This is a genomic window from Methylocystis sp. ATCC 49242, assembly GCF_000188155.2.
GTDB lineage: Bacteria > Pseudomonadota > Alphaproteobacteria > Rhizobiales > Beijerinckiaceae > Methylocystis.
This window is the reverse complement of the sequence record NZ_KE124774.1, coordinates 3,982,835-3,994,715: the sequence shown is the minus strand read 5'-3', so window position 1 is coordinate 3,994,715 and position 11,881 is coordinate 3,982,835. Positions and strand designations below refer to the sequence as shown.

The following is an 11,881-nucleotide window of genomic DNA, read 5'->3' as shown; positions in this document are numbered from 1 at the left end:
TTCACGACCGATGACACGGCCACGCCAAAGCGCAAAGCCGCGGCGCGGCAACTCTCGCCATGACCTGCCCCTGAACTTTCATCCAGCGGCGGGTTGAGTCCTTCCGGTTGATACGCCCGAGGGCGCGAATGGAGCAACAGGCGATCGGCGGAGTTGGTCCGGGTTGCGCAGCCGATCGCCTGTTGCGGTGAGATTGGCCGCGAAGGCGGCGGGCGTCGCATAGCCGAGGGCCGAATGCGGGCGGCGGTGATTGTAGTCCTGGGCCCAGGCGCTGATCTTCTCCCGGGCATGGTCGAGCCCGAAGAACAGCGTCTCGTTCAGCAGTTCGTCGCGCATGCGCCCGTTGAAGCTCTCGCAGAAGCCGTTCTGCATCGGCTTGCCCGGCGCGATATAGCGCCACTCGATCCTGTTCTCGCTCGACCACGACAGCACGGCGTTCGAGGTGAACTCCGTGCCGTTGTCCGAAACGATCATGCCGGGCCTGCCGCGCCATGCGATCAGCGCCGACAGTTCCCGCGCCACGCGTTGGCCCGAGATGGATGTGTCGGGGATCGCCGCGAGGCATTCACGCGTCACGTCGTCGACGATGTTCAGGATGCGGAACCGGCGTCCGCAGGCGAACTGGTCATGCACGAAGTCCAAAGACCAACGCGCATTCGGCCGCGCCTCGACAGGAATGGGCGCCCGCGCGCCGACAGCCCTTCGGCGGGCGCGCCGCTTTCTCACCGTCAGCCCTTCCTCGCGATAGAGCCGGTAGATGCGGTTCTTGCCCGACGTCTCGCCCTCCTGCCGCAGCAGCACGAACAGCCGCCGATAGCCGAAGCGCCGGCGCTCGTTGGCGAGTTCCCGCAGCCGCTCCCGTAACGGCTTGTCGGTCGGCCGCTTCGAGATGTAGCGGACGGTCGCGCGATCGACGGCGACAATCTGGCAGGCCCGACGCTCCGACAGAGCCATGGCGGCTCGCAGATGCGCAACGGCTGCGCGCTTGGCGGCGGGCCCTACCATTTTTTTGACAAAAGCTCCTTCAGCGCCGCGGCTTCCAGCATCTGATCGGCCAGAAGCTTCTTCAGCCGCGCATTCTCTTCTTCGAGCGCTTTCAACCGCTTGGCCTCGGAGACGTCCATGCCGCCATATTTGGCCTTCCAGTTGTAAAGCGTCGTCTCCGACACAGCATATTTGCGAGCCAGATCCGCCGCCTTCGCGCCCGCCTCGTGCTCCCGCAAAATCCCGATGATCTGCTCTTCCGTGAACCGCTTCTTCTTCATCTCGTCCGTCCCGATATGGCCGGACTCTAATCGCATCTGGTCGAGTTTCTCAGGGGCAGGTCAGCCAGCCAAAACCGACGCAACCACGCGCTCTCGAAGATCATTGGAGAGAGGTCGAACCATTGGATGCTGGCCTCCGTCCAGCTAGCATCTTGATTCACACTCCTGCTAAAATAGGAATCCCTCCCGATTCAGAAAAACAGGGACATGCTCTAAATTTTGCTGTATCACCAAGGCGCGGTGTTTTGGAGAAATCGCCATCGGCGACTTACCTACATAACCAAGCAGAAATTTTTAGACCATCCAATCATCGACGGTAGGGTCCGGGTATAGGAACTTACCTTTCATCGTTAGATGGGGGTGAAAGCAAATTAATGACCTTAGATATGTAGACCCCGATCGTCCGATAGACTGAAGCAGGAACAAACTTTTTCGTTTTCGCGTCGTTCGAACTAAAATACATTCGAATACAATCGAATATCATGGACCAGTATCATTGCAATTGAAGGAATGGTTATGAGCAACTGTGATGCAACGGCGAATCAAGCAAATTTCAATTTATTTCTCATCGGACAATCCACAGAACCTTCTTTTCCGAAATCGCACCACTACGCACGAAGCGTCATGCCCTCAAGAACATTGTCCCACATCGAAGCGTCCGCCGGCAAATTGGGTGTTTGCACAACACACACTCCACTTGTCCCTGATTCACATGGTGTTACGATTCTCACCCCTTGCACGGGTTGCAATAGAAGGAGATCGGCCCTTCCCATTGTTAACAATGATAGTACTTTGTGCAGCTCAATCGCAGTTTCAAGCGCACCCGACCAGCGTACAAATAGCGCTGATTCCGCCTGCTGCAGACTACTCAACAGACGCTTTATCCGTAAGACCAGCTTCTCTCGGTAGGCAGGATATTGCTCCTGCCACGACACGTCCTTGACAACCGCGAAATCGTGCACAGAAATAACATTGTATTTTGAATCCGGTATGAATTGCGTCGTCTGTGACGCAGGCTCTATCGACGACTCGACTGCCTCTTCATCGTAATAGTTCGCAGTTCCATCGATTCTCTGCATATTGTTGATATTCATATAGTCGATAAAACGATCTTCAAAAAGGCGACACACATCGGGCAAAGACAGTGAGGCAACCCAGTCGAGCGGCATGCTGAACTTCCTCAACCCTCGCCTGCGCAAATGCGCAGCTGGATCACAAGCGCTTCCCAGGCTGACGAACAGATCGTATGGTTTTTGAATTTCAGATAACTTCACCCTCGGCTTCCCACAGATCAAAGAAAAAAAGAGTCGCGATCATCTGAGGACCGCGGGAGGAGCGAAGTGGAGGACCATGCGTTCATGTGCTTCCGTCATGGCGAGTCATCGCGCATGCGGCGTACGAGTTCGGGCCAAGCCGGCGCGCTCCATCCTATAGCGTTTGCTAATTGCGCGCCGTCCAGCCGGCGATCGCAATAAAGTTTGGAATCTTCGATGATACTCGTTGAACGGTCGTAGGCATCACCGAAAAGATTGAGCAGCTCGTATTTGGAGATCGGTGTCACGGCAACATGGTATAGCCCTTCGAGACTAGCGTGCTTTGTCAAGATTGTCGCAACTATTTCCGCGAGAATCACTGTCGGCAGTCCGGTGAAAAGCGCCTTAGAAAAACCGAGGACCGTCGCATCGCCTTGAGCCAGAAACCATTCGAGCAAGCCGTACCTGCCGCGCAGCTCCGGCCCGATGATCGAAGTCCGCAGCGTCAGACAACCAGGCGTTCGGGACTCGCCCAGCAACTTCGACAGCCCATAGAGGTCACGAGCATCGGGGGGATCCTGTTCGCGATAGCCGTCTGCGCCGCGAATGCTGTCGCGCGCGCCCGTGAAAACGCAATCAGTGCTGAAGTGAATCAGCCTGCAACCTGCGACGCTACAGACCTCGGCCAGAAGGTTTGGCAGCATGGAGTTGATAGCGATAATCTCGCTCGTATTGACAGCGTCTGTGATTTGCTTGACCACACCTACCGCATTCAATACTGCGTCGGGACGTTGGGCTGCTATGAGGCCGGCGATTGCCGATCGATCGAGAACATCGACGCCTTCTACCATGCGCACGCCCTTGGCCGTCGTCGGTTCGACGGCGCCGCGCCGCCGTGTTGCAATCACCTCAAAATCGGGCGAGAGAGTCTCGACCAGCTTGTGGCCGAGCATCCCGGTTGCGCCGAGCACCAGAACACGCATCGCGTTATCTCCGTCAGTGTCGTGATGGCGCGTTGGATTGCGGGAGTCCATGCACGTGGCCGGTAACCAAACGCAGCACTGTGCCCGAGACGTCAGGGGTTTGATATTCGAGCGGCGCGATCCAGCGGGGCGCATTCCGCACAACCAGCGAAACAGCGCGCAAAATCGCTTCGACAGATGCGCCTGCCAAAATGTTGGAGCCACATTCGATCGTCTCCGGCCTCTCGGTCACATCGCGGAGTGTCACGTTGGGTACGCCGAGTATGGCGCATTCTTCCTGTACGGTGCCGGAGTCGGAGAGCACACAGAGCGCGTTTTTTTCGAGCGCCACGAAGTCACAAAAACCAAATGGCTCCAGCCATCGCACGCCCCCACCATCTAAAACGCCGGCGTTGTCCAATCGCTGGCGCGTGCGCGGGTGCGTACTGACGATTATCGGAACGTCATGGACGCGAGCAATTTGCTTCAATGCGGTGGCGTAAATGGCGAGGCGGTCGGGCTCGTCAACATTCTCCGCACGATGCAATGTTGCAAGCATGTAACGCTTTGGCGCAAGTTCGAGAATGTTCAAGATCTGCGAAGCGTCGATCCGGTCAGCATAGGCCATCATCACTTCGCCGATCGGGTTGCCGGTCACAAACACGCGATCCGGCGCAAAACCCTCGCGCAACAAGTTCTGCCGGCTTCGTTCAGTGTAAGGCATCAACACATCACTGGAGTGGTCGACTAGCCGTCGATTGACCTCCTCAGGCACGCGCGGATCATAGCAGCGATTGCCGGCTTCCATATGAAATACAGGGACACCCAATCGCTTCGCCGCGATGGCTGCGAGTGCAGAATTTGTGTCGCCCAGTATCAGCAGTCGGTCGGGTCTCTCCGACTTGATCACATCATGGCTGGCCGAAAGAATCCGGCCGATCTGCCGTGCGAAATCAGGCTCGCTGATTCCGAAGTGATGATCCGGCGCCCGCACGCCGAGCTCCGTGAAAAAATTGTCAGACAGCGACGCCGAATGATTTTGTCCCGTATTGACGAGGACATGGGCTGTCAATACGTCGAGACGGGCTATGATCCGGGACAGTCGTATGATCTCGGGCCGTGTTCCGAGAACCGTCATAACTTTCATGAGACCCTCTCGGCGCCGACGGATCAGGCAAGAACTTCGCCATGGGACGGCGGCGACGCCATCAATCCGCGACTCTCAAGAAGCTCCGACACTTGCTCCTTGCTCATCGGGGAAATATCGGACGAATATTCGGAGAACTCCACAGGACAAACAATCGGATCGGAGTCTACCTCAGGGAGAATCGATTTTACAGCATAGTAGGCGCCGCAGTCCTCTGTTCGCGCAGCTTCCGCGCCGGAAATGAGAACCTCATGAAGTTTCTCGCCTGGGCGAATCCCGGTCGTCGTGATCGGAATTCCGCGATCCCCGATCATTGCGCTCGCAATATCGACAATCCTTGCGGCGCCGATTTTCGGCACATAGATTTCACCGCGACGACCTTCGCGCACCGCCTTGAAGATCGCATCGACGGCTTCGGGGAGACCGAGCAGGAACCGCGTCATACGTTCGTCGGTGATGGTGACCGGGCCGCCGGCCGCGATCTGCTGCTGGAACAGAGGTATCACCGAGCCCCTTGACGCGAGCACATTGCCGTAGCGCACGACGACCACTCGAGTGTGCGGCAGTTTCATTTGCGCGCTGATGAGCGTCCGCTCCTGCAGGGCCTTGGTCATCCCCATGACATTTACCGGGAGCACGGCTTTGTCGGTCGAGACGCCGACGATAGTTTCGACCGGCAACTGTTGGCGGGCGATGGCGGTTACGATGTTAACCGCCGCCAGCACATTTGTCTGGATGGCCTCGAAGGGAAAATATTCGCAGGTCGGGACTTGCTTCAGCGCCGCGGCGCCTATCACGATATCGATGTCGCGCAGCGCCATTTCGACTGTCGCGTAGTCACGCACATCTCCGACCTGGAATTGCAGCAACCGATGGAAGTTGTCGTAGATCACTTCGTCCGTGGGAGAACGCAAATTGTGATAATCGACCCGCATTTGATGCTGTTTGGCCTCGTCGCGCGAGAGCACCACGATTCTCGCCGGACGCCCTTCGCTGCCGCCCAGAAGGCGACGGACAAGAGTCTTTCCGAGCGATCCGGTGCCGCCGGTGATGAGGATCCGCTTACCTTCAAAGAGCTTACTCACGATATCGTTCCTGACTTGAGAGTTTTCGGGAAGTCCTGCTAGACCTGTTCGAGCGCGTCGACCGCTTCGCGTTCTCGGCGTTTCGCATGCGCGGCGAGGGCCGGTCGTAAATAGTCATCGAAATAAAACCGCTGAACCGGCGGCAAATGGTCGATTGGCGCCCAAAGCGGCGCGACATCGAGTTCCCGTGCATGAAGCTCGACGAAGAAGTCGACGACGCCCTCGACACCAAGACTGGGTGGAAGGAGCCATGTTGCGTCACGACAATGGCAGCGTTCGACGAAGGCGCCGAAAGCAGGCGCGACGACGGGCAACGATGCAAGCATCGCGTCCGAGAGCGCGTAGCACCAAGTCTCCGGTGTCTGACTCGGGAACCAAGCAACATGCGGCGCGATCCCGCCGATCCGCCGAGACAGGTCTCCAGCCTCGAAAGAACCATGGAGCTTGAGTGTTCCGAGCTTAGGCGGAAGAGCAGCGCCGTCCAGATCGCCAAGGATGTGGAACTCGATAGGGAGGTCGCGTTCCGCCGCAAGCGTCGCCGCCTCCATGACGAGATCTCGGCCCTTGCCCTCATGCAGGTATCCCAACAACAGGACTCAAAGATTTTCGTCTGGCCAGACCCTCGGCACATAGAGATCGCGCGTATCCGCATTCGGCCGCGTCCAGTCGACGATCGTACAGATTATGGGAAAATCGGGCGCCAGACGACGGTGTCGGGCCGTCACATCGCGGGAGATCCCGATCCGTCGACCGGCCTCGCGATAGACCCGTAGCGGCTGAGTCCGGACGATCTCCGGATCCCGTGCAGAGAGCCGAGCCTCGCCGACGAAATGGCCTCTGCGGTCCGCCAGATGATAGTTGCGGGCCACACAATGATAGTCGACAAGCGTCAGGTCGTAAGGAAGGCCGAGCGCATCGAGTATTAAATCGGCCTCGGCCTCAAACCCCACAACATGATGAACGTCCACATGATCGACGCCGATGTGTCGCAGGAGACTGATAAGCCCGTCGATTTCAGCAGGAATTTGAAAGTGGAGACGTTTGTCCATGGCTTCCGGCTCGGCCGCCAGAGTCGCTGAACCAGGCGCCCCTAGGAGAAACAACGTGTTTGCGCTTCCGCGCAATGCATTCGCCAGCGAATTCATATGTGTGAGCATGCCGCCGCCCCAGTTGTGTCCAATCAAGAGCACCGTGGGCAGTTCCGCGCGATGCGCGCGCGTCAGCGATGCACCTTTACCATCTCCTTGCAACGTGGCGTTCAGCGGAATCTCGACGCCAATGGTCCGGACAGTCTCCGGCCGATCTTGAATCGCGACCAGACGGGCGCTCGGCGAGAGGCCGGCCGCTGCGCCCTTTTGCAAGAAATGCAGAAGCGGCGGAAGATCGGAATCGACGAGATCCAGAACCTGTCGCCCATAATATTTTGCGCTGAACCACGGGCTCGAATTGCGTCCGCCGCGCGCGCCTTCGCCAAAGGCGTCGCTCCACACTTCCGCATCGCTTGCGCCCGCCATGTCGTAGCGCTTGCGGTACCAGTCGCAATCGACGACGCGCGCCAAGCTACCGAGCGAGAGCACTGCTCTGGTCGACACGCAACCCATATTGGGCGGCGAATCCTCGCTTGCGACAGCGCTCTGATATGTCACCACCCGTCGCGGCCCTAGCGCATCGGTCCAGCCTGACACATGAAATCTTCCCGGCTCAAATCCTTCCGGTAGCAATGAACGTCGGATCATCACACCGTCGAGAGAATCGGGTTGGGCGCACTCGAGCTTCGCCGCTGCCGCAATATCCGACAGGTACAAGCTCTCAAGCGCATTCAGGACAGTTTCATCGGATGGCGGGAGAGATGTGAGAAAGACGAAGTCGGTTTCAGCCTGTTCGATCATCGTCGCCAGATCGTAGCCTCGATTGTCAGCGATAAAACGGTGTGTGAACCGGGTTCTTTGTTTATGTTCGGGAGCAGCGCTCGGCAGCAGCGCCATCAAATGTGGAACGTGAAGCAACTCTTGCCTGGACCGGAAGCCGAGATAGGCCGCCGCGCCCGAATACGGTAGCGATGTGAAGCGGCGCGCTTGCCGAACCAAAAAGGCTTCGACCGAACCTTCATGGCGCCGCATCGAGTTGAACGAAGCGCGATCCACGATATGAACCATGAGCCTGTCGGCTTCATCGAGATGACTGCTCGTCCGCGACCCCTGCAGCGGATGCAGTCTCTGGCGAACAAGCAGGCGCGGAACGTGGATGAAAGGGAGACGGTCAGTAATCCGCAACCACAATTCATAATCCTGGGTCGTCGGCAATCCTTCACGAAAGCCGTCAAGATCCTCAAGGGTCCGCCGCGGTATCAGAAAGGTGCAACCATTAAACCTGCCGCCCAGCAGAGCATCGATCGGTCGTTCACATTCTTTCCCACCATCGTAACGAACCTCGTGAATGGTGTCCCCTCCTTCGTCGAAATAGGCAAAATCACAAAAAACCAACGAGGGCCGCCCCGCCGCCCGCAAGGCGTCGATGGAACAGGCGACTTTTTCAGGATGATAGAGATCATCGTGACTCAGCCAGCTGAAGAATTCGCCACGCATGGCGGCGATGCCAAGGTTCAGCGCGCTGGCGACGCCTCCATTCGACTTTTCGAAATAGCGAACCCGGTTACCGTAGTCCTGCGCGATTCTTGCCGTGGCTCCCCCGTCATCGGAGCCGTCATTGACCACAATAACTTCGATGTTCGCATAGGTTTGCGCAAGAGCGCTGTCGATCGCCTCAGCGAGATAGTTCGCGCCATTATAAACCGGAATTACAATGGAAACCTTTGGCAGATCGCGATATGCACTCGCATTGGCCCGAGCGCTGTCATGACTATCGGGTAAACGCGCAGCGTCGATGGTGCGCCTCAGCCCTGCGTCCAGATCCGTCCTCGGCGCCCAACCCAAATATGTCACGGCCTTACTGATATTGCAGCGAAGCTCGTCTTCGCCCCCCTCGCTCCAGCGTGTCGGCTCGCGACCTAACAGGCATTCGACGCGCGCGGCGATGTTGCCAATCGAAATTGCTGCTCCGCTGCCGATATTATAAACTCCGTCAGCGACTCCATCCGAGCTCGCCGCCAGCAGCGCTTCAGCGACATCGTCGACATAAACGAAGTCCCGGCGCACTGATGCATCACGAAGGCGAATAGCTCCGTCCGACAGCGCCTGCTGGATGATTTCCGCTGTCACGACTTCGCTCGACTGCCCGGGTCCGTACACATTGAACAGTCGCAAGATGCGAACGGAAATTCCCTGCGCGCTCCCAAAATCGCGCGCCGCCACTTCCGCCGCAAGCTTGGCTTTTGCATATTCTGTTCGTGGCGCAAGCGGATGCTTTTCGTCGATCGGAAGATATTGCGGCTCACCGTAAACGTGAGCGGACGAAAGCATTACAACGCGCGGAACGCCAGCCTTCCGCGCGGCCTCGACTACGGCGCGCGTTCCTTCCGCCGCGAGTCGCCTCGCTGCCACGGGATTCTCGTTCGAGAGCCGAACCGAAGCAATTCCTGCGAGATGAAAAATAGCCTGAGCGCCACATGCGACGGAAGCGATGGCGCCGGACGAAAAAATATCTCCGACAAACACCCTTGCGTCTGGCGCTAAGACTGATGGATTCGACCCAACTCTCGTAAACAAATGCAACCGCCAGCCCTTGTCCGTAAGAAGCGCAACGAGACGACGCCCGATAAATCCGGTTGCTCCAGTAACTAAAGCGAAGGGTTGAGGGCTTGTCATCCGTATTATGAACCGCGGTCGTCCGAGAGGCACAATCGCAAACTAGATGAGCTAATTGTCTACGGTCAATGCGTTAAAACTATAGGATAAGCCGATTCCCGAGATATATTTTCTAAAAATCTGTGTTACAGATAACTAGACGCTACGCGTTGTCAATTGTTCACATTACTTCAGGAGGCTTCGTTTGCAATTAGCGCTAGTTACAGGAGCCGGAGGGTTCATTGGCAGCCATCTCGTCGAACGGTTGATCGCGCGCGGGTGGCGGGTCCGCTGCCTCTTGCGCTATGGTTCGTCTGGAAGCGTCGGTTTCCTCGACGACGTGCTTACGCGTTCGCCAGACCAGCTAGAGATTCGTCGTGGAGACATTATTGACAGGGACTTCGTTTCGAAGTGCTGCGAAGGCGTCGACACCATCTTCCACCTCGCCGCGCGGATTTCGATCCCTTACTCATATGAGGCGCCGCGCGACTGTTTCGATGTGAATGTTACGGGCGTCCTGAACATATTGGAGGGCGCAAGGCGCCATGGCGTGCGCCGCGTCATTCACACATCGACCAGCGAAGTCTTTGGAACCGCAGAGCGCGTTCCCATGGATGAGACGCATCCGTTGAAGGGGCAGTCCCCTTACTCCGCATCGAAGATCGCGGCGGACAAGCTGGTCGAGAGTTATGTATGCAGCTTCGGCGCGCCTGCAATTGTTATCCGGCCGTTCAATACTTATGGTCCGCGACAGTCGCCGCGCGCCGTGATCTCCACGATCATCCAGCAGGCGTTGACAAGTGATTGCGTGCGCCTAGGGGCGTTGTGGCCGCGGCGCGACTTCACCTTCGTGGCCGACACCGTCTCCGGCTTCGTTCGTGCGGCCGAGGCCACCGGCGCGGAGGGCGCTGTCTGCAATCTCGGCACTGGCCATGACATCAGCGTGGGTGAACTCGCCATAATGATCCTTCGCATACTTGAAGTCGACCGACCAATCGTCGCAGAAGACGCGCGCGAACGTCCGGCCGCAAGCGAAGTCGGGCGCCTCCTTTCCGACAATCGTCGCGCGGCCGAAATTCTAGGCTGGCGCCCTGAGACTTCTCTGGAGGATGGTCTGCGTCAGACGATCGACTGGTGGAAAGCGAATACTGGCGCTTTCGGCTGGTCCGGTTACGCAATTTGACAAGACGACTGCAGGAGCCTGACGACGTGTCGATGCAAAATTCAAACCACGGATCCGTGGAAGATTTGCAAAATGTGAGCGCACTCGTGTTGGCAGGCGGCAAGGGACGGCGGCTGCGGCCATTCACGGCGAATTTTCCCAAGCCGTTGATGCCAATCGGCGACAGAACCATACTTGAAGTCATATTGGAACGGTTGAGCGAACATGGCGTCGAGCGGGTGACTTTGGCAGTCAATCACCTTGCGCCGCTTATCCGCGCCTATTTCACAGACTGCACGCGCGTCTCGCTCGACCTGGATTACATTTACGAGGATCGACCGCTCGGCACTGCAGGGCCGATAGGCGGGCTTGCAGAAGTCAGTGGAACACTGCTGGTGATGAATGGAGACATTCTTACCGATCTCGACTTTCGACGCATGGTGGCTGAGCATCGACGTAAAGGGGCTGCGCTTTCTGTCGCGACAATGCTGCGTCGTTTCGAGATCGACTCCGGCGTCGTCGACGCCAACGACCAGGGGCAAGTTGTCGGTTTCCGGGAAAAGCCGGTGGCTCATCACAGGATCTGCATCGGGATATACGCGCTTGAAGCTCGCGCGCGCGCATTGATACGCCCCAATGTCCCGCTGGATATGCCCGATCTCATCATGCAGCTCGTCGAGGCGGGAGAGACTGTCGCAGTTTATGACCACGATGGGAAATGGATTGACATCGGGCGCCCCGATGATCTTGCGGAGGCGCAGCGGCTCTATGAACTGCGGCCTGCGGAGACGATATGACAGTAACCACGCTCACGAATGGCGTCAGCCAAGGAACTCTGTTGTTCGACGGCGCAGAGTCGACCAACGGGCGCGCCATGATGGTGATTTCCGCGCTTTATCACACTGTGCAATGGATCAGCGCTTACCGGATCGTGTTCGCGAACGTTACGGATCCGAACGTCGCCATTGCATTGGACGCGTTTACTTACGACACGGGCGAGCCTGTCGAGACCTTGCAAACGATTTCGGACGAGGATTTTCGAGATGTGACCCTCTATGCAGGCGTCGCGTTCAGGTCAGCGGCGCATATGCGGATTGACGCCGCCGCAGCCGCAAGAGTTCCCGTCCTGATCGCGATCCAATATCCGGAGCGACGCTGGACGACGCCATCTACTATAGTGCATGCGCGCGCGGCGTTCGACCCGGGAATCTTCGCTCAGCATCTCGCCGCGGTGGCTATGGGTCTCGCTAGATGATTCGGCGAG

At 57.8% G+C, this 11,881-nt stretch carries 10 protein-coding genes; 3 read left to right on the top strand and 7 right to left on the bottom strand.

The genetic code is table 11. The features are described from left to right. Positions 1 to 78: 78 nt before the first annotated feature. The 7 genes from MET49242_RS21605 to MET49242_RS23645 all read right to left on the bottom strand — a co-directional run bounded on the left by MET49242_RS21605 (position 79) and on the right by MET49242_RS23645 (position 9,476). Positions 79 to 1,265 (bottom strand): IS3 family transposase gene (locus tag MET49242_RS21605; RefSeq protein WP_371212560.1). Its coding sequence is split into 2 segments (ribosomal slippage): positions 79 to 1,013 and positions 1,013 to 1,265, totalling 1,188 coding nucleotides; the frame shifts between segments, so codons are not numbered across the junction. Positions 1,266 to 1,873: 608 nt separating this feature from the next. After that, positions 1,874 to 2,539 (bottom strand): DUF1796 family putative cysteine peptidase, encoded by a 666-nt coding sequence (locus MET49242_RS21595; protein ID WP_036289113.1) that lies wholly within the window; start codon positions 2,537 to 2,539, stop codon positions 1,874 to 1,876. A gap of 95 nt (positions 2,540 to 2,634) precedes the next feature. After that, complete coding sequence (locus MET49242_RS21590; RefSeq protein ID WP_036285987.1) at positions 2,635 to 3,501, bottom strand: SDR family oxidoreductase; 867 nt, start codon at positions 3,499 to 3,501, stop codon at positions 2,635 to 2,637. A 13-nt stretch (positions 3,502 to 3,514) separates the two neighbouring features. Next, entirely contained in the window at positions 3,515 to 4,627 is a 1,113-nt protein-coding gene (gene wecB, locus MET49242_RS21585) for a non-hydrolyzing UDP-N-acetylglucosamine 2-epimerase (protein ID WP_051134395.1), read from the bottom strand. A 23-nt stretch (positions 4,628 to 4,650) separates the two neighbouring features. Further along, the gene (locus tag MET49242_RS21580) at positions 4,651 to 5,712 is read right to left on the bottom strand and encodes a polysaccharide biosynthesis protein (RefSeq protein ID WP_036285985.1); all 1,062 of its coding nucleotides are present in this window, start codon (positions 5,710 to 5,712) and stop codon (positions 4,651 to 4,653) included. Between the two features lie 38 nt (positions 5,713 to 5,750). Beyond that, a complete protein-coding gene (locus MET49242_RS21575; RefSeq protein ID WP_036285983.1) occupies positions 5,751 to 6,299 on the bottom strand; it encodes a hypothetical protein in 549 nt (182 codons plus the stop codon). A gap of 9 nt (positions 6,300 to 6,308) precedes the next feature. Next, entirely contained in the window at positions 6,309 to 9,476 is a 3,168-nt protein-coding gene (locus MET49242_RS23645; RefSeq protein WP_084679262.1) for an NAD-dependent epimerase/dehydratase family protein, read from the bottom strand. Positions 9,477 to 9,660: 184 nt separating this feature from the next. Between MET49242_RS23645 and MET49242_RS21565 the strand changes: the two genes are divergently transcribed. From MET49242_RS21565 to MET49242_RS21555, 3 genes are read left to right on the top strand one after another with little or no spacing between them, the layout of a single operon-like run. Then, positions 9,661 to 10,638 (top strand): SDR family NAD(P)-dependent oxidoreductase, encoded by a 978-nt coding sequence (locus tag MET49242_RS21565; protein WP_051134393.1) that lies wholly within the window; start codon positions 9,661 to 9,663, stop codon positions 10,636 to 10,638. Then, positions 10,590 to 11,414: a sugar phosphate nucleotidyltransferase gene (locus MET49242_RS21560; protein WP_202804176.1), complete on the top strand. Its 825-nt coding sequence runs from the start codon at positions 10,590 to 10,592 to the stop codon at positions 11,412 to 11,414. Before MET49242_RS21565 ends, MET49242_RS21560 begins: the two co-directional genes overlap by 49 nt. Next, positions 11,411 to 11,872: a hypothetical protein gene (locus MET49242_RS21555; RefSeq protein ID WP_036285981.1), complete on the top strand. Its 462-nt coding sequence runs from the start codon at positions 11,411 to 11,413 to the stop codon at positions 11,870 to 11,872. Before MET49242_RS21560 ends, MET49242_RS21555 begins: the two co-directional genes overlap by 4 nt. The last annotated feature ends 9 nt before the right edge of the window (positions 11,873 to 11,881 follow it).

Bases quoted from the DNA above. Each gene is read 5' to 3' on its own strand.
- MET49242_RS23645 (WP_084679262.1), bottom strand. From the start codon at position 9,476: ATGACAAGCCCTCAACCCTTCGCTTTAGTTACTGGAGCAACCGGATTT.
- MET49242_RS21555 (WP_036285981.1), top strand. From the start codon at position 11,411: ATGACAGTAACCACGCTCACGAATGGCGTCAGCCAAGGAACTCTGTTG.
- MET49242_RS21590 (WP_036285987.1), bottom strand. From the start codon at position 3,501: ATGCGTGTTCTGGTGCTCGGCGCAACCGGGATGCTCGGCCACAAGCTG.
- wecB (WP_051134395.1), bottom strand. From the start codon at position 4,627: ATGAAAGTTATGACGGTTCTCGGAACACGGCCCGAGATCATACGACTG.